The organism is Azonexus sp. IMCC34839 (genome assembly GCF_047047955.1).
Classification (GTDB): domain Bacteria; phylum Pseudomonadota; class Gammaproteobacteria; order Burkholderiales; family Rhodocyclaceae; genus Azonexus.
On the sequence record NZ_CP150631.1, the window covers coordinates 1,235,763 to 1,258,397 of the forward strand.

Sequence of the window (22,635 nt, forward strand, 5' to 3'; positions counted from 1 at the left end):
CCATGCACACCAGCATGCAAGCTCAGGGATTCCCGCCGCATCCACCACCTCCACCGCAAAACTGAGCCATTGTTCGGTTCCAACGCGCTGCTGCGGTGCACTGCCCTTTTCGGGCAAAAAACCGCAGCGCTTCGTTAGCGCTTGCCGCCCGGCTTTTTGGCCGCCTCGGTCTCGGTAATGGAATGCTCTTCCTCATGCGCCGCATGCATCAGCCAGACGAGGTCGCCACCCTGCACCGGCATCGGGATCATCTGGTTCCAGCTCCAGCGGAACACCGGGCCGTAGGGCACGTAGCGCGCCAGCACGTCGCCGCGCGAGGTCACGCCGAAAAAGGGTAACGGCGACAGGATGAATTCCTTCAATTGGGCGTCGGTCACCATGATCTCTCCTTGCTCTCGTTATCGCGCGAGCCTTGAGCTCAGCGCGGGCCACCGTATTCGTCGGCCAGTTGGTCGTAATGGGCGTGCGCTTCGCTTTCCTTGAGCGCCTCTGCATACCATTCCTGCATCGCCGGATGCGCCAGCAGGGTATCGCGATAGGCGGCCGCGACCGGCGGCAACGCCACGTTGTAAATATGGAAGCGCCAGACGATGGGCGCATACATGGCATCCGCCACTGAAAACTCGCCAAACAGGTAAGGGCCTTCGCTGGTCGCGAAGAGCGTGCGCGCCTCGGTCCAGATTTCGACGATGCGGTCGATATCGCGCTGCACTTCCGGCGTCGGCGTCTTCCCTTTGAGCTTGAGCTTCAGGTTCATCGGCATGGCTGTACGCAGCTTGGCAAAGCCGGCGTGCATTTCGGCGCTGATGCTGCGCGCCCTGGCCCGCGCCCGGGCATCCTCCGGCCACATCTGCGGGTAGCGCTCGGCCAGCGTCTCGGCAATGGCGATGCTCTCCCAGACCTGGAAGCCATCCTCGTGCAGGCAGGGCACGCGGGCGTTACCGGAGAGCGGCTTGAGTTCCGGGTTGTAATCGCGCCCGGCCACCGACACCATGTGTTCGCGGAAGGGTATGGCGAAATGCCTGAGCAGCAGCCAGGGCCGCAGTGACCACGACGAGTAGTTCTTGTTGCCAATATACAGATCGAACATTGCGCTCACCTCACTCAAGAGTATTTCTGCCATCGTACTCTGGGAGTGACTCGATGGCCCAGAGGTTCAACTTGCCGACACAATTGATACGGCTTTGGAATATGCCTTTAGCAATTTGAATTGTTTCAAACATTCGTTTATAAACAATATGATGTATGGTTGACATAGATCAGCAAATTTCGATGTTGCAGTGCACAATTTATGCAACATTGCTGTTACAATGAAGTCGTTGTAATTATTAATTCACTTTCAAAGGAGCCTTCCGATGTCGATCAATCCCGAGCAGTTCGCCGCCGCCAACAAGGCCGCTATCGATTCCCTGCTGTCCGTTGCCAACACCGCCCTGGCTTCTGCCGAGCGTATCGCCGCCCTGAACCTGGAAACCGCCAAGTCCCTGCTGGCTGACACCGTCACCAACACCAAGGCCGTCATGGGTGCCAAGGATGTCAAGGATGCCCTGGCTATCCAGGCTTCCCTGGCCCAGCCGAGCGTCGAGAAGGCCGTTGCCTACGGCCGTTCGGTTTACGAAATCTCTTCCGAAACCCAGCAAGAGCTGGCCAAGATGGTTGAAGCCCAGTTCGGCGAATTCCAGAAGTCCATGAGCAGCCTGCTGGAAAAGGCCGCCAAGTCCGCTCCGGCCGGTTCCGACGTTGCTGTCGCCGCCGTGCAGAGCGCCTTTGCCGCTGCCAACTCCGCCTTCGACAACATGCGCAAGTCGGCCCAGCAAATCACCGAATTGGCCCAGACCAACATCGCCGCTGCCACCAGCGCCACCGCCAAGGCTGCCAAGAAGGCCACCGGCAAGTAATTCGCCCCGGAGACCCCGAAAGCCCGCCGCGTGCGGGCTTTTTTGTTTTTTGGCCATTTTGCCCCGTGCACCGCAGCAGTGATGCCCGACAGCGACTCGCGGCGAGCGCCTGCTAAAATCCGCCCCCATGAGCCAGACCGTCGACCCCAGCATCCTCTCCCCGCTCGGCAAACCCACCGAGTACCGCGCCACCTACGCGCCGGACCTGCTTTACCCCATCCCGCGCCAATTGAAGCGCGACGAACTGGGCATCGCCGCTGACGAGTTGCCCTTCGTCGGCGAGGACATCTGGAACGCCTACGAAGTCTCCTGGCTGACCCCCAAGGGCAAGCCGGTCGTTGCCCTCGCCACCTTCCGCGTGCCGGCCGACAGCCCGAACCTGGTCGAATCGAAATCCTTCAAGCTCTACCTCAACTCCTTCAACCAGACCGCCTTTGCCGACACCGAAACCGTCGTCGCCACGCTGGAAAGGGACCTCAGCGCCGCCGCCGGCAAGACCGTGCGCGTCGCCGTCAGTCTGCTCAACGACCAACCCGCCTTCACCATCGGCTACCCGACCGGCGACTGCATCGACGATCTCGACATCGCCTGCGACACCTACCAGCCGACCCCGGCCTTTCTCACCGTCGGTGACGGCCCGGTCGTCGAAGAAACCCTGTACTCGCACCTGCTTAAGTCGAATTGCCTGGTCACCGGCCAGCCCGACTGGGCCATGGTCGTCATCCGCTATCGCGGCCGCCCCATCGACCGCGCCGGCCTGCTACGCTACATCGTGTCCTTCCGCAACCACAACGAATTCCACGAGCAATGCGTCGAGCGCATCTTCTGCGACATCACGCAGCGCTGCGCCCCCGAAGCCCTCTCGGTCTACGCCCGCTACACCCGCCGCGGCGGCCTCGACATCAACCCCTTCCGCAGCAGCGGGGAGTTTCTGGCGCATGACAATGTGCGCGAGGTTCGGCAGTAGGCAACGCTTATTATGTGGAGTTAATTTCTCACCCAACCTATACGAAATGCACGGTGCTTGTAGAATCCGGCCCTTTGTTAATTCGCCGTTCGGCGTATTTAAAAGGAACGCAGCAGTGAGAGAACAGAATTCGAAGGCGTCCAGACTCTACAAAGCGTGCACTCTGATCCGCTACATGATCGTCACATCGGACCAGTTGGCGACGATCAATGCCATCGAGGAGAACAAGTAATGAAGAAGATCATTTTCTTGCTATGTCTAGCGTTGACTGTCCTATCTGCATCTGCCGCCACCCTTGGACAGGAATTCGAGATCGAACGAGCTGATAGTTTTCAACAGGGCGCCACCACCTTTGATGAAGCTAAAGAGCAACTCGGCGTGCCGACTTCAATTTCGACAGATGCCGAAGGCAACCAAACGATCTGGTGGAAATACGTGAAGGTAAATCTGTTGGGAAAGGATATTCGGAAACTAGCCGTTGTGTTTGACAAGGAAGGCAAGATGCTCCGTATCGCTCATCGGGAAGTAATCAAATAATCGGACACAACCGGACATTGTCCCTTACCCGAAAAAAAAGCCCGCGCACCGCCGTACTGCTCCGCCCTACCCTAAAACCGCCGAATACCCCTCCTCCGCCAGCACCTGCCGCACAGCCGGACGGGTAATCATGCGGCGGTAGTGCGCCTCGCAATTGGCGGGGAGTGGGATGCCGATGCGGTCGGCCCAGAATTCATTGTAGAAAAGCGCGGCGTCGGCGATAGTGAAGTGGTCGGCCAGATAGCTGCGGCCTTCAAGTTCGCGGGCCATCAGGGCCATTCCGTTTTCCACGATCTGCCGGCCTTGCGCCTTGACCGATTCATGATCGTGGCTGCTCGGGGCGAAGCGTTCGGTGGTGAAGATGCGGGCGAAACCTTGCGTGTGCAGGGTGTGCACTGCGTAGTTCATCAGGCCGAGGACGCGCACTTCGCCTTCGATGCTTTCCGGCAGCAGCTTGCGCTTGGGGTAAGTGCGCGCCAGCCACCAGGCGATGGCAGAGAATTCGGTGAGCGCCGTGCCATCGTCCAACACCAGCGCCGGGATCGTGCCCTTGGGGTTGATCGCCAGGTATTCCTTCTTGTACTGGTCGCCGGCCAGCAGGTTGACGATGTAGGCCTCGAAAACCAGGCCGCATTCTTCCAGCAGCAGGTGGATGCCGGTCGAGCACGAGCCGGGCGTCATGTAGAACTTCTTGGTCATTGGGCTTCGCTCAGGGTTTTTCTTGCGTAATCGAGCAGCGATTCCTCGATGGCGGCGTAGGGGTATTCCGCCACCGCCGTCACGCCGATGGCCGCCAACTTGGAGGTCGGCCCGTCGCCGATGCGGGCGACGAAAACCGCTGCGCAGTCCTTGATGGTTTCGAGAATGCCGGCCATGGCCGATTGATCGCCGGTCTGCCCGTGGCAGTAATGCGCCACCTCGCGGTTTTCCACAAAGCGGCAGCCGTTCAGGCTGACCTCATAAATGCGGAATTGCGTAGCGTGACCGAAATGTTCGTTGATCGACACGCCGTCCTTGCTGGCCACGGCCAGTAATTTGGAGCTCGTCGCCATGCTCGGCTCAGACCGCCAAGGCCGCCGCCAACGGCTCGTAGCCGCCATCGACGCTATAGGCGCGGGTGAAGCGGAAATCGGCGAACATCTGGGCGAAGACCTTGCTGGCGTTGCCCTTGTAGCAATAGATGACGATGGGTGCATCCTTGGGCAGGCGGCCCATCCAGGCGACGACACGCTGCTCGACCAGATGCGCCGCACCGTCAATGTGGCCCTGCTGGTAGCTCGGCAGGTCGCGCACGTCGAAGATCGCGACCATGGCCTCGCTGCGGATCAGCGTTGCCGCATCCTGCGGTGAGATGTTGTGGAAGGCGCGCGTTTGCGGTGCGTTCATGGCGATTCGCTTGAGAAAGTTTCGATACTGTTCTCTAGCAAGACCAAAGCCAAGAAACAAACAACCTAAATTCAATTACTTGGCAACAATAGTGCTTCGCCGAACCAAAGACTTTGTCGCTTTTACGACGCGCACCAGGCCAGCCCACCTTGCCCACACCGGCAGGACAAAGGTATAACAAGCCTCCCGCCGCCACCGCCCCGCCATGACCCTGCTGCGCCGCTCGCTCCTCGCCCTCTGCTTCCTGCCGCTGCCGGCGCTGGCGCTGCCCGGCTTCGCCGAGGTCAAGCGCGACCACACGCCGTCGGAGGCCGTGCTGCTCGCCCGCGATGGCCGGCCGCTGCATACCTTGCGGCTGGACAAGACGGTGCGCCGCCTGCCATGGACGCCGCTCAACGAAATCTCCCCGGCACTGGTCCGCGCCGTCATTGTTTCCGAAGACAAGCGCTTCATGGAGCACGATGGCATCGACTGGCGTGCCGCCGGCAAGGCGGCCTGGAGCAATTTCTGGGGCAGCCGCACGCGCGGCGCCAGCACGCTGACCATGCAGCTCGCCGGCCTGCTCGACGAGGACGGCCAGCGCCAGGGCCGCCGCTCCATTTTTGCCAAAATTTCGCAGTCCACCGCAGCAGTGCGCCTCGAAGGCTTCTGGAGCAAGCGCCAGATCATCGAGGCCTACCTCAACCTCGTGCCTTTCCGCGGCGAACTGCAAGGCGTCGGCGCGATGAGCCGCCAGCTCTTCGGTAAATGGCCGCACGGCCTGGACGAACGTGAATCGGCGCTGGCCGCTGCCCTGCTCCGCTCGCCCAACGCCAGCCCGGCCGTGGTCGCCCGCCGCGCCTGCAATTTGTTGCGCGAAATGGCCCGCGACAGCGAATGCGAAGGGCTGGAAAGCTTCACCCAGCAGGCTCTGGCCGGCGGCCTGCGCGCCACCGACGCCGGTACGCCGCAACTCGCCCCTCACCTCGCCCGCAAGCTGCTGGAGAAACCCGGCCAACCGATACGCTCCAGCCTCGACGCCGACCTGCAAGCCTTCGCCCGCGAGGCCCTGCGCCGCCACCTCGGTGCGCTGCGCCAGCAGAACGTCGAAGACGGCGCGGTCGTCGTGCTCGACAACGCCAGCGGCGAAATCCTCGCCTGGGTCGGCTCCAGTGGCGATCTGTCGGATGCCGCCGAAGTCGATGGTGTCACCGCATTGCGCCAGGCCGGCTCGACCCTGAAACCCTTCCTCTACGCGCTGGCCTTCGAGACGCGCACGCTGACGCCCGCCTCACTGCTGGAAGACGCCCCGCTGACGCTCGACACCGGTAACGGCCTTTACGCGCCGCAAAACTACGAGCCGCACTATCAAGGCTGGGTGTCGGTGCGCCGCGCACTCGGCGGCTCGCTCAACGTGCCGGCCGTGCGCACCGTCGTTCGCCTCGGCCCCGAGCCTTTCCTGCGCCGCCTGCGCGCCGCCGGCTTCGCCAGCCTGAAGCAGGAGGGCGACTGGTACGGCTTCAGCCTCGCCCTCGGTTCGGCCGACGTCTCGCTGCTGATGCTGTCCAATGCCTACCGCAGCCTGGCCAACGGCGGCCAGTGGCGGCCGCTGCGCGCCACGCCGGGCAAGGGCGACAGCCCGGTTCCCTGTCGCCGCGAGGGCTGCGCCGAGGTGTTCACCGGCCTGCCGCACACCGCCTTTGCACCCACCGCCAGCTTTCAGGTCGGCGACATCCTGGCCGACCGCAACGCCCGCGCCGCCACCTTCGGCCTCGAATCCTGGCTGGCCACGCCTTATTGGGCCGCCGCCAAGACCGGCACCAGCAAGGACATGCGCGACAACTGGTGCGCCGGCTTCTCGCGCCGCTACACCGTCGCCGTCTGGGTCGGCAACGCCAGCGGCAGCCCGATGCACGATGTTTCGGGCATCAGCGGCGCGGCGCCGGTCTGGCGCGAAGTCATGGACTGGCTGCAACGCGGCGACCCGGCACGCGGCCGTGCCGCCGTCACCAGCCAGCCGCCCGCCCCGCCCAAAGGCCTGGTGCGCCAGCGCATCCGCTTCGAGCCACCGCGCGAACCGGCGCGCGACGAATGGTTCATCGCCGGCACCGAACAAAGCGTCATCCGCCAGGCTGGCGGCAACGCGCTGGCCCGCATCGCCTACCCGACCGACGGCACCATCCTCGCCCTCGACCCTGACATTCCGCCCAACCGCCAGCGCATCGAACTCAAACTCAGCGCCCCGGCCGGCAAAGGCTGGCAATGGCAACTCGACGGCCGCCCCCTGGCCCGCGCCGATTCAACCCTGCGCTGGCTGCCGCAGCCGGGGCGGCATCGCCTGCGGCTGGTCGATGCGCGGGGTGACGTGATCGATGAAGCGGGGTTCGAGGTGAGGTCGCTGCGGGGGAAGACAAGGCGTTAATGCGGCCATTTCGCCCGCGCCCGGGCGTGACCAGAACTCAGTTCTCGGCCACCAGTACCCGAACCGCCTTCTGGGTCAGCGGCGCAACCAGCATGACGACCGGAAAGGCGAACAGCCAAGCCGTTAGCCAGGCAGACACCCAAAGGCCGAAAAAGCCGTCGGACAGGCCCGCGGCACGAACGGTCGCGATTCCCGACACGAGCAAGGACATCAGACCGGAAAGAATGAGGCTGAATAGCATTGGGGCAAATTTCTTTGGAATCATGGGAAAGTCTCCTGATCAATTTTTCAGTTCATTGGCGATGCGCAGGGCGGTTTCGGCGAAATTCCGGCCAAACATCCGGGCGGTCTTGACGTCACCGGGCACGAAGGCGTCGGCGGGGGCCGAATGCCCGGCCTGGGCCATCAGGCCGGACCAGGAACCCAGGCGGTTGGCCGCTTCATCGTAGGGAACGCCGCGATGCTGCTCGGGGAGAATCGGATTGCCCACCCACAACATCCCGTGTTGCATGCAGAAGGTGAATAGCGAAACCAGCGTCGACTGCTTGTCCCCGGCCGGCAAGGACGAAACGGTGAAACCGGCGGCCAGCTTGCCCTTGAGTTGCTGGCTTCGCCACAGCCCACCGGTCGAATCCATGAAGGTTTTGAAGGTGCCCGACACACCGCCCAGGTAAGTCGGCGAGCCGAAGAGGAACCCATCGTACTCAAGCAACTGCTCGGGCCGGCGGGTCAATTCCTCGGCTTTGACGATATGGACTTCGGTATCGGCGACCCCCAGCGCTCCCTCGGCGACCTGTTGAGCAATATGCGCCGTGTGGCCATGAGCGCTGTGGTAGATGACGGCTAGTTTTTTCATTTCACTGACTCCAGATAAAAATGGATTTCAAATCGCAAGCAACAGGCACTCATCGCGAAATCCATTCGATGAGCCAAGCAGAAAGAAAGAGGCCAAGGCCAAAGACGCCGTGATTGATCACGCTTCTGAGACAGCTCTTGAGCGGCGAGGCGGTCTTCGAGGCGGCAAACCCCAAGCCCATGGCCGGCTGCATGACGAATAGTGGGAAAACGACGGTGGAGATACCTATGAGGAGCGCCGGCAGCAACGTCGGGCTGTGGGCCCATTGCGTTCCAGCAACGGCCAGCAACAGCCCGGCAAAGACGAAGCCGATCGCGTAGTGCGTCAGCCAGCCGAGCGGGGTTTCGTTGGCGATCGGCATGGCCTTGGCGATGGATGCATGCGCTATCCGCCCATGAATCAGATGCCCGACCCAGCGCCCGATGAAAGCGAAATTGAGGGTCTGAACCCCGACCCGCTTCAGGAACATCAGCCAGATGTCCATGACCAAAGTAGCGCCGCCCCCGATCAGGGCGACTCGCAGAATTTCCTGAGTTGCAGTCATGACGCACTCCTTGAAAGTTGACGAAAGAGACTCTGGAGTGCACTGTAGAAGTTGAAGTCAACTTCAAGTCAAGGGGTGTTGCGATGGATATTTCCGAGGTCAGCAAACAGACCGGCATCCCCTCATCGGCGCTGCGCTTCTACGAGCAGAAAGGTCTTATTTCCTCGGTGCGCGAGAAGGGTGAGCGGCGCCGTTACTCGCCGAGCGTGCTGGAGCAACTGGCCTTGATCGCCCTCGGGCAGGCCGCCGGTCTGTCGCTGGATGAAATCCGCTCCATGCTTTCGCCTTACGGCGCCCCGAACATTGACCGCCAGCTACTGGCGGCGAAAGCCGACGAAATCGATGCCCTGATCAAACGCCTGCGGGCCATGAGCAGCGGCTTGCGCCATGCGGCAGCCTGCCCGGCGCCCAGCCATGTCGAATGTCCCAGCTTTCAGAAACTATTGAAGGCAGCAGCGACCGGGGCGCTGGAAAAACGTTGGGGCAAGACGAGGTTGCAAACGCCGCATAAGTAGCGATCCGCCGATCTTCGCCAACGAATCGGCTGATCGAATCCAATTCGCCCCTGGATTGGCTCAGCAGCGCACGAAAAATCCCGCCCCCGTTTTTTACCCTTTTTGCCCGGTGCACCGCAGCAGTCGCCAGTGCCGGCCGATGGGCAAGCTTTCGCGCCCCTGATCGGCCGCTTGTGGCACACTCCGCCCATGCACGCTTTTCCCCATCTTTCCCTGATTGACTGGCTCGCCCTGGTCGTCTTCTACGCCTGTTGGGCGGGTTATGCCTGGTATTCGGAGCATAGCCGCTCAGGCGCGGTCGGGTTGATCGGCACCAGCCAGCAGTACCGCCTGTTGTGGGCCTACCGCATGCTGGAGCGCGAGGTGCGCGTCACCGATTCGACGCTGATCGGCAACCTGGTGACCAGCGTTTCGTTCTACGCCAACACCACCATCTACATCATCGCCGGCCTGGTCGCCGCCCTCGGTGCCTCGGACAAACTGATCAGCTTCACGGCCGACCTGCCCTTTGCCGGCGCCGGCTCGCGCGAACTGCTCGAAATCAAGTTGATGCTGGTGCTGTCAAGCTTTGTGTTCGCCTATTTCAAATTCACCTGGTCGCTGCGCCAGTTCAACCTGCTCTCCATCCTGGTCGGCGCCGCGCCGCTGGGCAAAACCGGCGAGCCGGAAATCGACCGCTACGCCAAGCGTCTGGCCAAGGCCAACAGCCTGGCCGGCGACGATTTCAACCGCGGCATCCGCGCCTATTACTTCGGCCTGGCCGCCTCGGGCTGGCTGATCGGCCCGCATGTGCTGGGGGTGCTGGCGCTCGTGGTACTGGTCATCCTCTACCGGCGCGACTACCGCTCGGAAGCCTTGGCAGCCTTGCGAGAGGACTGACCGAATGAGCGCCAACCGCCAGCTAGCGGGCATCGGCTACGGCCTGCTCGCCTACGTGATCTGGGGCTTCTTTCCGCTCTATTTCCGCCAGCTCGGACAGCTTTCGCCCTTCGACATCCTGACCAACCGCACAGCCTGGGCCTTCGTTTTCGTTGCCCTGCTGCTGACCCTGCGCCAGCGTTGGGGCGCACTGGGCGCTCTGTTCTCTCAGCCGCGCCACCTTGTCCGCCTGTCGGTCGCCGCCATCTTGCTCGGTGCCAACTGGCTGGGCTTCCTGTGGGCGGTCGATCAACGTCAGGTCGTCGCGGCCAGCCTCGGCTACTTCCTGACGCCATTGGTCAATGTGCTGCTCGCCCTGCTGGTACTGAAAGAAAAACTGAACCGCTGGGAATGGCTGGCCATCGCCCTGGCCATCGCCGGCGTCGGCAACGAACTGGTGACACTGGGCAACGTGCCGTGGATCGCCCTCTTCCTGGCCGGTACCTTCGGCAGCTACGGCCTGCTGCGCAAGCAGGTGCCGGTCGATGCCATTTCCGGCCTGGCGCTGGAAACAGCCGTCATGCTACCGATCGGCCTGGCCTACGCTGCCTGGCAGGCACAGCACGGCCACACGGTTTTTGCCCTGAACGACGGGTACACCGCAGCCTTGCTGATCGGCTCGGGCATCCTGACCGCCGTGCCGCTGATGGCCTTTGCCGCCGCCACGCAGCGGCTCGACCTGGCCACCGTCGGCATGCTGATGTACATCAACCCGACCATGCAGTTCCTCACCGCCATCTTCCTCTTCGACGAACCCTTGCAACCGGCGCGGCTGCTCAGCTTCGGCTTTATCTGGCTGGGCCTGCTGGCATTCAGCTGGAGCATGTGGCACAAGGTGCGCGGCGGTAGGTAAATCTCCCTACCGGCGAGTAGAATAATCTCTATTCTCCAAGAATAAATGCAAGGAGCCTTTGCGGTCATGAGTCCGGTTCGGCAAGACGATTCGCTGCGCTCGCTGGTGCATCAGGCCATCCTCGACGAAGCGCCGGACGGCATCTTGGTGGTCGATCGCGACGACCGCATCGTTGCAGTCAATGAACGTTTTTTCACGGTCTGGAACATTCCACGGCCACCGCTCTCGCTCGAAGAGCTGGTCAACCAGCTGGACACGCCCAACCTGAACAATGCGGCCGAAAGGACACTCGACCCGGCCGGTTTCATGCGCCGTGTGCAAGACCTTTACGCCAACCCGGAGTTGAAGGACGTCTGCGACATTGCCCTGAAGGACGGGCGTACGCTGAACCGTCACTCCCGTCCGCTGTACGGGCCGCAAGGGCAATACCTGGGGCGCGTCTGGTATTTCCGCGACATTACCGAAATCATCCTGTCCCGCCTGGCCCTGAGCGAAAGCGAAAAACGCTACCGCACCGCTTTCCAGACGACGCTCGACGCCATTGCCATCACGACCTTGAGCGATGGCACCTACGTCGACGTCAATCGGGCTTTCATCAAGATTTCCGGCTATTCGCGCGAGGAAATCGTCGGCCACAGCTCGCTCGAACTCTCGCTGTGGGCGCACCCGGAGGACAGGTACCGCCTGGCCGAGCAAATCCGCGGCGGCGCCAATCATCTCGAATTCGAAGCCCTGTTCCGCCGCAAGAACGGCGAACGGTTCTGGGGCATGTTCTCGGTCACGCGCATGGAACTGGATGGCGTGCCCTGCCTGCTGTCGATCACGCGCGACATCACCGAGGAAAAGAACGCCAAGGACGCGCTGGCCCGTCATCACGAAGAGCTCGAACGCCAGGTCGCCGAACGCACGGCCGAACTGTCGCGTGCCAAGGAAGCTGCCGAAGCCGCCAGTGTCGCGAAGAGCGCCTTCCTGGCCAACATGAGTCACGAGATTCGCACCCCGCTCAACGCCATCACCGGCATGGCCTACATGATCCGGCGCGGCGGCCTGACGCCCCGTCAGGAAGGCCAGCTCGACAAGCTGGAAGCGGCCGGCGAGCACCTGTTGAACATCATCAATGCCGTGCTCGAACTGTCCAAGATCGAGGCCGGCAAGATCAAGCTGAACGAGATTCCGCTGCGCATCGAAAGCGTTCTCGACAATGTCCTGTCCATGCTGCAGAGCCGTGCCCAGGCCAAGGAACTGCCGCTCCACGTCGAAACCGGGCATTTGCCGACCAACCTGATCGGTGACCCGACGGCCGTGCAACAGGCCTTGCTGAACTACGCAGCCAATGCGCTCAAATTCACCGACAACGGCCACGTCACGCTGAGCGCCCATGTGCAGGAAGAAGACGACAGCAGCGCACTGGTGCGCTTCGAAGTCGAAGATACCGGCATCGGCATCGAGCCTGAGGTGCTGGCGCGGCTGTTTTCCGCCTTCGAACAGGCCGACAACACGACCACCCGAAAATATGGTGGTACCGGCCTCGGCCTGGCCATCACCAAGCGCCTGGCCGAGCTGATGGGCGGTACGACTGGCGCCAGCAGTACGCCGGGGCAAGGCAGCCGTTTCTGGTTCACCGTGCGATTCGCCAAATCGGCGCACGCCCGCGCCAGCCTGACGCTGGATTGCGCCGTCGATGCCGAACAGGTGCTGCGCGACCAGTTGCCGCCGCACCGCATCCTGCTGGTCGAAGACGAACCGGTCAATCGCGAAATCGCCCAATGCCTGCTGCAGGACGCTGGGCAGCAGGTCGATACCGCCGTTGACGGGACCGAGGCAGTCGCCCTGGTCCGGCAAAACCGCTACGACCTGATCCTGATGGACATGCAGATGCCGAAGATGGACGGCCTGCAGGCGACCCGCCTGATCCGTCTGCTGCCGGAAGGACACGACCTCCCCATCCTGGCCTTGACCGCCAACGCCTTTGGCGAAGATCGCGCCCGTTGTATCGAGGCCGGCATGAACGACTTCATCGCCAAGCCGGTCGAGCCGGCCGCGCTGTTCGAAAGCGTGCTGCGCTGGCTGCATCCAGAGAAATCGGCTTGAGCCTTCTGCCGGGCTGCCGGCATCGGCGATAATCCGCCGATGTCCCGCACCCTGCTCTACGCCATCGTCTTCATCGAGGGCTTCTGCTCCCTCGGCGCCGAAGTCATCGCCTTGCGCCGCCTGCTGCCGCATATCGGCAGTTCCATCGTCGTCACTGCGCCCACCATCGGCTTCTTCCTGCTCGCGCTCGCCCTGGGTTACGCCGCCGGCAGCAAGGTCGAGGCCGACTTCCGCCGCATCGTCGGGCGCAACTTCCTGATCTCCGCCGTACTGGCTGGCGTCGGCCTAGCCGGCGTCACGGTCGATGCGCTGTTCCTGCACCTGCAGCCGGCTTTCGTCGCCTACCTCTTCTTCGTCGGCGGTATCCTGTGCCCGCTCGCCTGGCTGCTCGGCCAGACCGTGCCGATCCTGACCAACGAGATGCAGCACGCCCGCACCGGCGAGGCCAGCGGTCTGGCGCTGTATTGGTCCACGCTCGGCTCCTTCCTCGGCTCGGTATCGCTGTCGCTGATCGTCATGCAATGGCTGGGTGTCGGCGCCGCCGTGCTCGCCTGCAGCCTCGGCCTGGTCGCCGGCACGCTGCTGCTCGCCGGCCGCTCGCTGGAAAATGCCGTTTTTGCCCTGTGCACCGCAGCCATCGCCACATTCGCCAACTGGCAAAGCGGCGCCACGGCCGATACGGCCTACGCCGACTACGTGGTCGCCCCGGTCACCCTGCCCGGCCAGAACGACCCGCAGGCCTTCTGGGTGAACAAGTCGGTCGCCTCGCTGCTCGACCGTTCCGAGCCGCCGCATTACGCCCGTTACATCGAGCACCTGCGCCGCCTGCTGCTGGTCGATCTCGGTTTTCGCGAGCGCGACATCCTGGTGCTCGGCGCCGGCGGCTTTACGCTGTCGCACCGCGAACCGCTCAACCGCTACACCTACGTCGATATCGACCCGAAGATCCGCGACATCGCGGAGAAACACTTCCTGCACGAGCCGATCCGCGGCGAATTCATCGTCGACGATGCCCGCCGCTTTGTCGGCACCACCGAGCGTCGCTTCGACGCCGTGCTGGTCGATGTGTTCAGTTCGCACACTTCGATTCCCGGTCACCTCGTGACCCGCGAGTTCTGGCATGAAGTGCGCCGCGCCCTCAAGCCGGACGGCGTGCTGCTGGCCAACCTGATCCTCGACGGCAAGCTGGAATCGCCCTTCGCCCGCAACCTGCTGGCAACCATCGAAGCGGAATACGGGCGCTGCGCCGTCGAGGTGCTGCACAAGGGCAAGCCGGCGGCGAACGTCGAAGTCACCTGCTTTGCCGGCAGTCGGCCGAGCCCGACCCACCTTTACGTCGACGAGAAAAACCGCGCCGACCTCGACCGGGCGACGCAGAACTAGCGCATTTCACCCCCAGCATTTTTGCCCATTTTGGCCGGTGCACCGCAGCAGCCGGCCAGGACATCAATCAGCCCTTGCGGCGCAAACTCATGTGCGTCTTGATCATGCTCGGTACGTGCAACGCGAGGTCCGAGCCACGCTGACAACTGAGCAGCAGGTGCAGCATCCCGCTGGTAAAGGCCCAGGTATCGCGGGCCACGTCGATCGGCACCAGGCCTTCGCGCAACATGCCCTTTTCGGCAGCCTTCAGGTACATCGCTTCGATCTTGGCCAGGAAGCTCTGCGCCGGCTTGCCGATTTCGGCCTCGATTTCGGCGAATTCATCAACGTATTCGCAGCGCGAAATCATGATCTCGAACACCTCGCGCACCACCGAGCAATCTTCCAGCACACGGAAGAACTCGGTGACAGAAGCCTCGATGGCGTCGAGCGGGTTGTCGAATTTATCGGAAAACAGGATGGCGTCGGTGCGCTCGATCATCGGCGCGAAAACGTCCTCGCGCATGGCGAAGAAAAGCTCGGCCTTGTTCTCGAAATGCCAATAAACAGCGCCGCGCGTCACGCCGGCGGCCTTGGCGATCTTTTCCAGCGTCGAACGCACGACGCCACATTCATGGAAGACCCGGCGCGCCGCTTCGATGATGTCCTTGCGCGTCTGTTCGGCTTCTTCCTTGGTCTTTCTGACCACGATCCTTCTCCCTATTGCAACTGCGTCAACTGCGGTCGGAAACAAAATGTAAATCCGACTGAAACGCTCAGAAAGTATTTTACATACATTCCTGAATGTTTATAATCCCCATCAAAGTAAATTACAAGGAGAACAACCGTGCCTAACCAAACTCAACCCCAGCGCAAGGCCATCGCCCTGCTCCTCGCTTCCACGGCCTTCGCCGCCGCCCTCACCGGCTGCTCCGGCGAAAAGCCGGCCGCTCCGGCCATGGGCCCGATGCCGGTGACGGTCATCGAGATGCAGGCGCAGAAGGTGCCGACCAGCATCGAAATCATGGCGCAGACCGAAGGCGCCCGCGAAACCGAAGTGCGCGCCCGTGTCGGCGGCATCCTGATGAAGCGCCTGTTCCAGGAAGGCGATGTGGTCAAGAACGGCCAGCCGCTCTTCCAGATCGATCGCGCTCCTTACGAGATCGCCCTGGCCGACGCCAAGGCCCGCGCCGACCAGACTGCGCGCGAAGTCGCCCGCCTGAAGCCGCTGGCCGAAGCCAAAGCCATCGCCCAGAAGGACTACGACGATGCCGTCTCCAGCAACGCCGTGGCCCAGGCCAACCTGCATCAGGCCGAACTGAACCTGGCGTGGACCACCGTCACCGCCCCGGTCGCCGGCGTGACCGGCCGTGCCGTCAAGTCGGACGGCAACCTGGTGTCCACCGCCGACAGCCTGCTCACCTCGATCTATCAGACCAACCCGATCTGGGTGCGTTTCTCGCTCGGCGAAAGCGATCTGGCCAAGTTCCCCAGCAAGCGCGTCACCGCCAAGGACGTCACCGGCGTCGAACTGGTGCTGCCGGATGGCTCCGTTTACGCCAAGCGCGGCAAGCTGAACTTCCTCGCTTCCAATATCGACACCACGCTCGGCACCCAGCAACTGCGTGCCGAATTCGACAACGCCGACCAAGCGCTGCTGCCGGGCCAGTTCGTCCGCGTCCGCCTGCTCACCGGCGAGCGCGATGGCGTCTTCCTGGTGCCGCAGTCAGCCGTGCTGCAGACCGAACAGGCCAATCTGGTGATGACCGTCGATGGCGAAAACAAGGTCGCGCCGCGTCCGATCAAGACCGGCGAGTGGTATGGCAAGGACTGGGTCATCCTCGGCGGCCTGAAGGCCGGCGACAACGTCATTGTCGACAACCTGATCAAGCTGCGTCCGGGCGCTCCGGTCAATCCGCATCCGCCGGTCGTGCCCGGCGCCGAACAGGCTGGCGGCGGCAAGCCGCAGCAAGGCATGGGCGGGATGGAAGGCATGTCGGGCAAGTCCGCCACGACTCCGCGCAACCAGTAAGGAGCGGCCATGTCCAGATTCTTCATCAACCGACCGATTTTCGCGTCGGTCATCTCGATCATCATCGTCATCGCCGGCCTGGTCGCCTCGCAGGTGCTGCCCATCGCGCAGTACCCGCAGATCGCGCCGCCGACGGTGCTGATCACCGCCACCTATCCGGGCGCTTCGGCTGAAACCCTGGCCAAGACTGTGGCGGCTCCGATCGAGGAGCAGCTGAACGGCGTCGAGAACATGGTGTATTTCACCTCCTCGGCCAGCGCCAACGGTTCGGTCACCATCACCGCCACCTTCGAGGTCGGCACCAACGTCGACATGGCGTCGGTGAACGTCAACAACCGCGTCAAGGCGGCCGAGCCGCGCCTGCCGGAAGCGGTACGGCGTAACGGCGTGATCGTGCAGAAGCGTTCCAACGACATCCTCCAGGTCGTCGCGCTGCAATCCGATCAGGGCCGCTACAACACGCTCTATCTCTCCAACTACGCCAGCCTGAACATCGTTGACGAGTTGAAGCGGGTCAAGGGCGTCGGCGACGTGACCATTTTCGGCGCGCAGGATTACTCGATGCGCGTCTGGCTGAAGCCGGACCGCATGGCCCAGCTTGGTCTGACGACCAGCGAAGTTTCGGCCGCCATCACCGCCCAGAACGCCCAGAACGCGGCCGGCAAGATCGGCCAGGAACCGGCCCCGAACGACCAGCAACTGGTCTATACGGTGACCGCCAAGGGCCGCCTGCTGACCGAGGAAGAGTTCGGCAACATCGTCATCCGTTCGAGTGGCCCCGGCGGCCTGCTCCGCCTGAAGGACGTCGCCCGCATCGAACTCGGCGCCTACAGCTACGACCAGCGCGTGACGCTGGATGGTCAGCCGACCATCGCCATGGGCGTCTTCCTGCAGACCGGGGCCAATGCGCTGGAAGTGGCCGAAGCCGTGCGCGGCAAGATGGCCGAGCTGAAGGTCAAGTTCCCGGAAGCGATGGATTTCGTCATTCCGTTCGACACCACCCGCTTCGTTTCCGCCTCGATCAGCGAGGTCAAACACACCCTGATCGAAGCGATGATCCTGGTGCTGGCCGTCGTCTTCATCTTCCTGCAAAGCTGGCGCGCCACGCTGATTCCGATGGTGGCGGTGCCGATCTCGCTGATCGGCTCCTTCGCCGGCCTGTGGTTGTTCGGCTTCTCGATCAACACGCTGACGCTGTTCGCCATGGTGCTGGCCATCGGTATCGTGGTCGATGACGCCATCGTCGTGCTCGAGAACGTCGAGCGCCTGATGGCCGAAGAGAAGCTGCCGCCCAAGCAGGCTGCCATCAAGGCCATGCACGAAGTCACCGGCGCCCTGATCGCCATCGTGCTCGTGTTGTGTGCGGTGTTCGTCCCGGTCGCCTTCCTCGGCGGTATCGCCGGCCAGCTCTACAAGCAGTTCGCCGTCACCGTGGCAGTGGCCGTGGTGCTCTCCGGCGTCGTCGCGCTGACCCTGACGCCGGCGCTGTGCGCCCTGCTGCTCAAGGCCCAGCATACCGAGAACAAGCTGTTCGCACCGTTCAACCGGATGTTCGAGCGCCTGACCAAGAACTACACCGGCGCCGTGGCCTTCACCATGAAGCACGGCATCGTCGGCGCCCTGGTTTTTGCCCTGATCGTCGGGTGCACCGCAGCATTCTTCCGCATCATCCCGGGCAGCTTCGTGCCGGCCGAGGACCAGGGTTACCTGATCTCGGCACTGATGCTGCCGGACGGCGCGACGCTGAAGCGCACCGAAGCCACCGGCGAACGCATGCGCCAGATGATCAGCCAGGACGAAGCGGTCAAGCACACCTTCGTCGTTTCGGGCTTCGACTTGATCGGCGGCGGCAACAAGCCGAACGCCGGCACCATGTTCATTCCGCTCAAGGATTGGGATGAACGTCAGGGCAAGGCGCAGGATCTGGCCGGCAAGTTCATGGGCATCGGCATGATGCAGCCGGACGGCATGGGCCTCGTTTTCAACCCGCCCCCGATCATGGGCCTGGGCACCGCCGGCGGCTTCGAGGTCTATGTCCAGAACCGCGTGGATGGCGATGCCAAGAAGCTGAACGAAGTCACGCAAGCCTTCATGGACGAACTGAAGAAGCACCCGGAATTCACCCGCATTTCCACCTTCTTCCGCCCGACCGTGCCGCAGCTCTATGTCGAAGTCGATGAGCAGAAGGCGCTGGCGCTCGGCATTCCGATCGCCGACATCTACTCGACGCTGCAGAGCACGATGGGTGCGCTTTACGTCAACGACTTCAACAAGGCCGGCCGCGTCTATCGCGTGCAACTGCAGGCGGAAGCCAATTTCCGCATGAAGCCGGACGACATCGGCAAGGTTTACGTGCGCAGCACGACGACCAACGCCATGATCCCCTTGTCCGCAGTTTCCCGCGTCAAGAATGTGGTCGGCCCGGAACAGGTCGAACGCTTCAACGGGTTCATCGCCGCCAAGGTAATGGGCGACTCGAAGCCGGGCGTCAGCTCGGGCGATGCGATCAAGATCGTCGAACAGGTGGCTGAAGCCACGCTGCCGTCCGGTTACGGCATCGCCTGGACAGGCCAGGCCTTCCAGGAAAAGCGTAGTGCCGGTTCGTCGATGCAGGCCTTCGGCTTCGCCATCATCATGGTCTTCCTGATCCTGGCCGCCCAGTACGAAAAGTGGTCGCTGCCGATCGCCGTCGTCATGGCCGTACCGTTCGCCCTGATGGGCGCGCTGACCGCCATCTGGCTGCGCGGCATGCCGAACGACATCTACTTCCAGATCGGCCTCGTCGTGCTGATCGGCCTGGCGTCGAAAAACGCCATCCTGATCGTCGAATTCGCCGCCCAGAAGTACGCCGAGGGCATGGGTGTGGTCGAGGCCGCCATCGAGGCCGCCCGCCTGCGCCTGCGTCCCATCATCATGACCTCGCTGGCCTTCGTGCTCGGCGTCTTCCCGCTGGTCAAGGCCACCGGGGCCGGCGCCGCCGCCCGCCAGTCGATGGGTACCGGCGTTTTCGGCGGCATGCTCGCTGCCACCTTCATCGCCACGCTGTTCGTGCCGCTCTTCTTCAAGTGGCTCGAACGCGGCAAACAGATCGACCCGTCGCACGTCTCGACCGACGACGCCGAGGAGAACCAAGCATGATCGCCCGCCTCACCCCTGCCGCCCTGGCGCTGGCCGCCACCTTCACCCTCAGCGGCTGCGCCATCGGCCCCGACTACCTGCGCCCGTCGGCGCTGCTGCCCAGCCTGTTCGGCGACAGCAAGCCGACGCCGGTCGCCATTGCCACCAACCCAGCGATCGATCCACAATGGTGGACGCTATTCCAGGACGCCACGCTGAACGATCTGGTCGACCAGGCGTTGAAGAACAACGCCGACCTGCGCCAGGCGGTCGCCCGCATGGAACAGGCCGATGCCGTCGCCCGCGAAGCCGGCGCTGCCTTCCTGCCGGAAATCGATGGCAGCGCCGCTGGCAGCAACACCAAGGCCAGCACCAAGACGGCGACCTACTCGAGTGCCATGCCGCGTATCCGCAACACGCGCAGCGCCGGCCTGAGCACTTCGTATGAACTCGACGTCTGGGGCCGCGTCCGTCGCGCCAACGAGGCAGCCAAGGCCACCCTGCTGGCCAGCCAGTATTCGCGCGACTCGATCCGCCTGAGCGTGGCCGGTGCCGTCACCGCCACCTACCTCAACCTGCGCAGCCTGGACGCCCAACTCGCCATCAGCGAGGAAACCGTCAAGACGCGCGAGGAGAGCCTGAAGCTGGTCAAGATGCGTGTCGACGCCGGCTACGCCTCGCCGCTCGATGGCTACCAGGCCGAAAGCGTCTTGGCTGCAGCGCAAGCCCAACTGATCGAACAGCGCCGCCAACGCACGCTGTCCGTCCATCAACTGGCCCTGCTCACGGCCAATCCCGAACTGAAGATCGCCGCCGGCGACCTGCGCCAGCTGCCGCTGCCGCCGCAGCCGCCGGAAGGTCTGCCGTCGGATCTGATCGAAGGCCGCCCGGACGTCATGATGGCCGAGCAGGAACTGGTCGCCACCAACGCCGGTATCGGCGTCGCCAAGGCCGGCTACTTCCCGAAATTCACGCTAACCGGCAGCATCGGCAGCGAGAGCAAGACCTTGTCCGACCTGTTCAGCGCCGGCTCCGGCACCTGGGCAGTCGGCCTCGGTGCCCTGATGCCCATCCTCGACTTCGGCCGCACCTCGGCCCGCGTCGATCAGGCCAAGGCACTCAACCAGCAATCACTGATCGCCTGGCAAAATGCGCTGCAGACAGCCTATAAGGAAGTCCGCGACGCACTGGTCAGCCTGCGCGAGGATGGCGAAGCGGAAAAGGCGCAAGCCAGCCGCGTGGTCAACGCCCGCAAGGCACTCGACATCTCGCAACTGCGCTATGAAGCCGGCCACGCCGGTTACCTGGAAGTGCTCGACAGCCAGCGTTCGTTCAACGACGCACAACTGGCCATGATCGCCACGCGCCAGGCTCGACTGAACGCGGCCGTCGACCTGTTCAAGGCGCTCGGCGGCGGCTGGAAGCCGGAAAAAAGCTGACTGCTGCGGTGCACTGCTGAAAAAGGCAAAAAACCAAGGCCGCCCGAGGGCGGCCTTTTTCATGCATACGCAAAGTTAAAGAGGTGGGCCGACGCTGGCACAAACAGCGCCGGCCCGAACCAGACCACCGCGCAGGAGAGTACGCGATGGCGTGGTGAACGTTGGCTGCGTCAGTCCTGACGCGGCGGGAGCGGCAACAGCGAATTACCCTCGCCGTGCCGAATCTGGTATTCGACGAGATTGATCGCGCGCAGCACGTCGGCCTTGGCCTGGCCGACGATATAGTCGTCGGCCACATTGAAGACGCGCTGCAACCGGCGCAACTCCTCATCGTTGGCGAGTCCGCGGCGGGCGATCTCGACCAGCGTCTGCTGCACCGACTCGTAGAGATTGATCGAATACTTGTCCTTGTGCAGGTATGCCAACGCCATGGCGACGTTGATGACGCCAACGATGGAAGCAAGATGCAGCGCTTCATGGCTTTCGCCGTACAGCACGCAATCGAGGTGCAGGCGGGGCTTCAGCATGATCTCGACCTGCTCCGGCTCGGACAGTCGGCAGGCTAAAGGATTGTTCAGGCGCTTGGCGCGCATTTTGGGGTTCTTGCTCATGGCAATCGTAACGAATCGGGTAGCAAATCATCCGTCCGGGCACGCCAGAGGCGCACCGGGACGAATCGACGAATACGGGAACGATGCACAAACGCTGTGCAAATAAGGAATACCGGGCGCTGGAGCAGTGCATCCATCGAGGGCGCACTCGCCGCAACCGGCCAGCGACAAGGGCTGGCGGAACTGCGCAATCGCTTGCCGCACAAGGCTAAGCAGCGATCGAACCGGCAAGGTCAGGCGCGACTTTGCACCGACCGAAGGCCGGCAGCATTGCCGGCCCATTGAATCAAGCAAGATTTGCACCGCCTTCTAACGGCGGCGCGACGAAACTCAGCCGCGGCGGCGACGCGCCTCGAACAGACAGACGCCGGCGGCGACGGAAACGTTCAGGCTCTCGACCGAACCGTACATCGGGATATTGACCAGCTGGTCGCAGGTCTCGCGCGTCAGGCGGCGCATGCCCTCACCTTCGGCCCCCATGACCCAGGCGGTGGCCTGCGGCCAGTCGGCGGTGTAGAGGTCGCTCTCCGCCTCGCCGGCCGTGCCGACCACCCAGATGTCGCGTTCCTTCAACTCGCGCAGCGTGCGCGCCAGGTTGGTAACCATGATGTAGGGCACCGTCTCAGCCGCGCCGCAGGCCGTCTTGACGGCCACGTCGTTGAGGCCGGCCGACTTGTCCTTGGGCGCGATCACGGCATGCACGCCAGCCGCATCGGCGACACGCAGGCAGGCGCCGAGGTTGCGCGGGTCGGTCACACCATCGAGCACGAGCAGGAAAGCCGGCTCGGTCAGCGTATCTAGCACGTCGTCGAGATGCGCCGCCTTGCGTCCGCCCTCGATGCGCGCCACCACGCCCTGATGCCGGCCACCGGCGGCAAAGCCGTCCAGGCGCTTGCCATCGGCGATGACCAGCTTCACGCCCTGCAATTCGGCATGCTTGATCAGATCGCGCGCCCGCGCATCCTGGCGTGCGCCGTCGATGATGATTTCCTTGACGGATTCCGGATCGTGGCGGAGCTTGGAAGTGACGGCGTGAAAGCCGTAGATCAGGCGGGAGGACATGGCTGCTTTCGCAATGAGAAGGCGCGCATTTTAGCGCTCATCGCCC

Annotated in this window: 23 protein-coding genes; 12 read left to right on the top strand and 11 right to left on the bottom strand. The window is 63.2% G+C overall.

Annotated features, from left to right (window positions below; all coding sequences use genetic code 11):
- Positions 1 to 134: 134 nt before the first annotated feature.
- Together WIF35_RS06160 and WIF35_RS06165 are read right to left on the bottom strand one after the other, a co-directional pair.
- On the bottom strand, positions 135 to 380 hold the full coding sequence (locus tag WIF35_RS06160) for a hypothetical protein (protein ID WP_412480685.1): 246 nt from the start codon (positions 378 to 380) through the stop codon (positions 135 to 137).
- A gap of 38 nt (positions 381 to 418) precedes the next feature.
- Complete coding sequence (locus WIF35_RS06165; protein ID WP_412480686.1) at positions 419 to 1,090, bottom strand: glutathione S-transferase family protein; 672 nt, start codon at positions 1,088 to 1,090, stop codon at positions 419 to 421.
- A gap of 265 nt (positions 1,091 to 1,355) precedes the next feature.
- On the opposite strand from WIF35_RS06165, the gene WIF35_RS06170 reads away from it, so the two are divergent.
- The 3 genes from WIF35_RS06170 to WIF35_RS06180 all read left to right on the top strand — a co-directional run bounded on the left by WIF35_RS06170 (position 1,356) and on the right by WIF35_RS06180 (position 3,402).
- On the top strand, positions 1,356 to 1,898 hold the full coding sequence (locus WIF35_RS06170) for a phasin family protein (protein ID WP_412480687.1): 543 nt from the start codon (positions 1,356 to 1,358) through the stop codon (positions 1,896 to 1,898).
- Between the two features lie 127 nt (positions 1,899 to 2,025).
- On the top strand, positions 2,026 to 2,865 hold the full coding sequence (queF, locus tag WIF35_RS06175) for an NADPH-dependent 7-cyano-7-deazaguanine reductase QueF (protein WP_412480688.1): 840 nt from the start codon (positions 2,026 to 2,028) through the stop codon (positions 2,863 to 2,865).
- A gap of 231 nt (positions 2,866 to 3,096) precedes the next feature.
- Positions 3,097 to 3,402 (top strand): hypothetical protein, encoded by a 306-nt coding sequence (locus WIF35_RS06180; protein WP_412480689.1) that lies wholly within the window; start codon positions 3,097 to 3,099, stop codon positions 3,400 to 3,402.
- Between the two features lie 66 nt (positions 3,403 to 3,468).
- On the opposite strand, the gene WIF35_RS06185 is transcribed toward WIF35_RS06180, so the two are convergent.
- From WIF35_RS06185 to WIF35_RS06195, 3 genes are read right to left on the bottom strand one after another with little or no spacing between them, the layout of a single operon-like run.
- A complete protein-coding gene (locus WIF35_RS06185; RefSeq protein ID WP_412480690.1) occupies positions 3,469 to 4,101 on the bottom strand; it encodes a glutathione S-transferase family protein in 633 nt (210 codons plus the stop codon).
- Positions 4,098 to 4,454, bottom strand: a complete 357-nt coding sequence (locus tag WIF35_RS06190; protein WP_412480691.1) for a NifB/NifX family molybdenum-iron cluster-binding protein — start codon at positions 4,452 to 4,454, stop codon at positions 4,098 to 4,100. Before WIF35_RS06190 ends, WIF35_RS06185 begins: the two co-directional genes overlap by 4 nt.
- A gap of 7 nt (positions 4,455 to 4,461) precedes the next feature.
- Positions 4,462 to 4,788, bottom strand: a complete 327-nt coding sequence (locus WIF35_RS06195) for a thiosulfate sulfurtransferase GlpE (protein WP_412480692.1) — start codon at positions 4,786 to 4,788, stop codon at positions 4,462 to 4,464.
- A 205-nt stretch (positions 4,789 to 4,993) separates the two neighbouring features.
- Between WIF35_RS06195 and pbpC the strand changes: the two genes are divergently transcribed.
- The gene (gene pbpC / locus WIF35_RS06200; protein WP_412480693.1) at positions 4,994 to 7,189 is read left to right on the top strand and encodes a penicillin-binding protein 1C; all 2,196 of its coding nucleotides are present in this window, start codon (positions 4,994 to 4,996) and stop codon (positions 7,187 to 7,189) included.
- Between the two features lie 37 nt (positions 7,190 to 7,226).
- Here the strand turns inward: pbpC and WIF35_RS06205 are convergent, their stop codons facing one another.
- The 3 genes from WIF35_RS06205 to WIF35_RS06215 are packed head-to-tail and all read right to left on the bottom strand — an operon-like array spanning position 7,227 to position 8,589.
- The gene (locus WIF35_RS06205; protein ID WP_412480694.1) at positions 7,227 to 7,430 is read right to left on the bottom strand and encodes a DUF2798 domain-containing protein; all 204 of its coding nucleotides are present in this window, start codon (positions 7,428 to 7,430) and stop codon (positions 7,227 to 7,229) included.
- Between the two features lie 39 nt (positions 7,431 to 7,469).
- Positions 7,470 to 8,045 (bottom strand): flavodoxin family protein, encoded by a 576-nt coding sequence (locus tag WIF35_RS06210; protein ID WP_412480695.1) that lies wholly within the window; start codon positions 8,043 to 8,045, stop codon positions 7,470 to 7,472.
- A 49-nt stretch (positions 8,046 to 8,094) separates the two neighbouring features.
- Complete coding sequence (locus WIF35_RS06215; RefSeq protein WP_412480696.1) at positions 8,095 to 8,589, bottom strand: DUF2938 domain-containing protein; 495 nt, start codon at positions 8,587 to 8,589, stop codon at positions 8,095 to 8,097.
- A gap of 83 nt (positions 8,590 to 8,672) precedes the next feature.
- Here WIF35_RS06215 and WIF35_RS06220 point away from each other — a divergent pair, with 83 nt between their 5' ends.
- The 5 genes from WIF35_RS06220 to WIF35_RS06240 all read left to right on the top strand — a co-directional run bounded on the left by WIF35_RS06220 (position 8,673) and on the right by WIF35_RS06240 (position 14,349).
- Complete coding sequence (locus WIF35_RS06220) at positions 8,673 to 9,104, top strand: helix-turn-helix domain-containing protein (RefSeq protein WP_412480697.1); 432 nt, start codon at positions 8,673 to 8,675, stop codon at positions 9,102 to 9,104.
- A gap of 189 nt (positions 9,105 to 9,293) precedes the next feature.
- Positions 9,294 to 9,983: a DUF599 domain-containing protein gene (locus WIF35_RS06225; protein WP_412480698.1), complete on the top strand. Its 690-nt coding sequence runs from the start codon at positions 9,294 to 9,296 to the stop codon at positions 9,981 to 9,983.
- A gap of 4 nt (positions 9,984 to 9,987) precedes the next feature.
- Positions 9,988 to 10,875 carry an EamA family transporter RarD gene (gene rarD / locus WIF35_RS06230; RefSeq protein ID WP_412480699.1) on the top strand — a complete coding sequence of 296 codons (888 nt, stop codon included), beginning with the start codon at positions 9,988 to 9,990 and terminating at the stop codon, positions 10,873 to 10,875.
- Between the two features lie 66 nt (positions 10,876 to 10,941).
- The gene (locus WIF35_RS06235; RefSeq protein WP_412480700.1) at positions 10,942 to 12,966 is read left to right on the top strand and encodes a response regulator; all 2,025 of its coding nucleotides are present in this window, start codon (positions 10,942 to 10,944) and stop codon (positions 12,964 to 12,966) included.
- 39 nt (positions 12,967 to 13,005) lie between these two features.
- Complete coding sequence (locus tag WIF35_RS06240) at positions 13,006 to 14,349, top strand: fused MFS/spermidine synthase (RefSeq protein WP_412480701.1); 1,344 nt, start codon at positions 13,006 to 13,008, stop codon at positions 14,347 to 14,349.
- A 67-nt stretch (positions 14,350 to 14,416) separates the two neighbouring features.
- Here WIF35_RS06240 and WIF35_RS06245 read toward each other — a convergent pair whose 3' ends face one another.
- Positions 14,417 to 15,037: a TetR family transcriptional regulator gene (locus WIF35_RS06245; protein ID WP_412480702.1), complete on the bottom strand. Its 621-nt coding sequence runs from the start codon at positions 15,035 to 15,037 to the stop codon at positions 14,417 to 14,419.
- Positions 15,038 to 15,175: 138 nt separating this feature from the next.
- On the opposite strand from WIF35_RS06245, the gene WIF35_RS06250 reads away from it, so the two are divergent.
- From WIF35_RS06250 to WIF35_RS06260, 3 genes are read left to right on the top strand one after another with little or no spacing between them, the layout of a single operon-like run.
- On the top strand, positions 15,176 to 16,360 hold the full coding sequence (locus WIF35_RS06250; protein WP_412480703.1) for an efflux RND transporter periplasmic adaptor subunit: 1,185 nt from the start codon (positions 15,176 to 15,178) through the stop codon (positions 16,358 to 16,360).
- A 9-nt stretch (positions 16,361 to 16,369) separates the two neighbouring features.
- Positions 16,370 to 19,498 (top strand): efflux RND transporter permease subunit, encoded by a 3,129-nt coding sequence (locus tag WIF35_RS06255; protein WP_412480704.1) that lies wholly within the window; start codon positions 16,370 to 16,372, stop codon positions 19,496 to 19,498.
- On the top strand, positions 19,495 to 20,916 hold the full coding sequence (locus tag WIF35_RS06260) for an efflux transporter outer membrane subunit (RefSeq protein WP_412480705.1): 1,422 nt from the start codon (positions 19,495 to 19,497) through the stop codon (positions 20,914 to 20,916). The genes WIF35_RS06255 and WIF35_RS06260 overlap by 4 nt, the downstream gene beginning before the upstream one ends.
- Positions 20,917 to 21,086: 170 nt before the next feature.
- On the opposite strand, the gene WIF35_RS06265 is transcribed toward WIF35_RS06260, so the two are convergent.
- Together WIF35_RS06265 and rlmB are read right to left on the bottom strand one after the other, a co-directional pair.
- Positions 21,087 to 21,527: a hypothetical protein gene (locus tag WIF35_RS06265; protein WP_412480706.1), complete on the bottom strand. Its 441-nt coding sequence runs from the start codon at positions 21,525 to 21,527 to the stop codon at positions 21,087 to 21,089.
- Between the two features lie 330 nt (positions 21,528 to 21,857).
- The gene (gene rlmB, locus WIF35_RS06270) at positions 21,858 to 22,589 is read right to left on the bottom strand and encodes a 23S rRNA (guanosine(2251)-2'-O)-methyltransferase RlmB (RefSeq protein WP_412480707.1); all 732 of its coding nucleotides are present in this window, start codon (positions 22,587 to 22,589) and stop codon (positions 21,858 to 21,860) included.
- Positions 22,590 to 22,635 lie beyond the last annotated feature (46 nt).

Coding starts and splice junctions, on each gene's coding strand:
- WIF35_RS06160 (WP_412480685.1), bottom strand. CDS start 380: ATGGTGACCGACGCCCAATTGAAGGAATTCATCCTGTCGCCGTTACCC.
- WIF35_RS06165 (WP_412480686.1), bottom strand. CDS start 1,090: ATGTTCGATCTGTATATTGGCAACAAGAACTACTCGTCGTGGTCACTG.
- WIF35_RS06170 (WP_412480687.1), top strand. CDS start 1,356: ATGTCGATCAATCCCGAGCAGTTCGCCGCCGCCAACAAGGCCGCTATC.
- queF (WP_412480688.1), top strand. CDS start 2,026: ATGAGCCAGACCGTCGACCCCAGCATCCTCTCCCCGCTCGGCAAACCC.
- WIF35_RS06180 (WP_412480689.1), top strand. CDS start 3,097: ATGAAGAAGATCATTTTCTTGCTATGTCTAGCGTTGACTGTCCTATCT.
- WIF35_RS06185 (WP_412480690.1), bottom strand. CDS start 4,101: ATGACCAAGAAGTTCTACATGACGCCCGGCTCGTGCTCGACCGGCATC.
- WIF35_RS06190 (WP_412480691.1), bottom strand. CDS start 4,454: ATGGCGACGAGCTCCAAATTACTGGCCGTGGCCAGCAAGGACGGCGTG.
- WIF35_RS06195 (WP_412480692.1), bottom strand. CDS start 4,788: ATGAACGCACCGCAAACGCGCGCCTTCCACAACATCTCACCGCAGGAT.
- pbpC (WP_412480693.1), top strand. CDS start 4,994: ATGACCCTGCTGCGCCGCTCGCTCCTCGCCCTCTGCTTCCTGCCGCTG.
- WIF35_RS06205 (WP_412480694.1), bottom strand. CDS start 7,430: ATGCTATTCAGCCTCATTCTTTCCGGTCTGATGTCCTTGCTCGTGTCG.
- WIF35_RS06210 (WP_412480695.1), bottom strand. CDS start 8,045: ATGAAAAAACTAGCCGTCATCTACCACAGCGCTCATGGCCACACGGCG.
- WIF35_RS06215 (WP_412480696.1), bottom strand. CDS start 8,589: ATGACTGCAACTCAGGAAATTCTGCGAGTCGCCCTGATCGGGGGCGGC.
- WIF35_RS06220 (WP_412480697.1), top strand. CDS start 8,673: ATGGATATTTCCGAGGTCAGCAAACAGACCGGCATCCCCTCATCGGCG.
- WIF35_RS06225 (WP_412480698.1), top strand. CDS start 9,294: ATGCACGCTTTTCCCCATCTTTCCCTGATTGACTGGCTCGCCCTGGTC.
- rarD (WP_412480699.1), top strand. CDS start 9,988: ATGAGCGCCAACCGCCAGCTAGCGGGCATCGGCTACGGCCTGCTCGCC.
- WIF35_RS06235 (WP_412480700.1), top strand. CDS start 10,942: ATGAGTCCGGTTCGGCAAGACGATTCGCTGCGCTCGCTGGTGCATCAG.
- WIF35_RS06240 (WP_412480701.1), top strand. CDS start 13,006: ATGTCCCGCACCCTGCTCTACGCCATCGTCTTCATCGAGGGCTTCTGC.
- WIF35_RS06255 (WP_412480704.1), top strand. CDS start 16,370: ATGTCCAGATTCTTCATCAACCGACCGATTTTCGCGTCGGTCATCTCG.
- WIF35_RS06260 (WP_412480705.1), top strand. CDS start 19,495: ATGATCGCCCGCCTCACCCCTGCCGCCCTGGCGCTGGCCGCCACCTTC.
- WIF35_RS06265 (WP_412480706.1), bottom strand. CDS start 21,527: ATGAGCAAGAACCCCAAAATGCGCGCCAAGCGCCTGAACAATCCTTTA.
- rlmB (WP_412480707.1), bottom strand. CDS start 22,589: ATGTCCTCCCGCCTGATCTACGGCTTTCACGCCGTCACTTCCAAGCTC.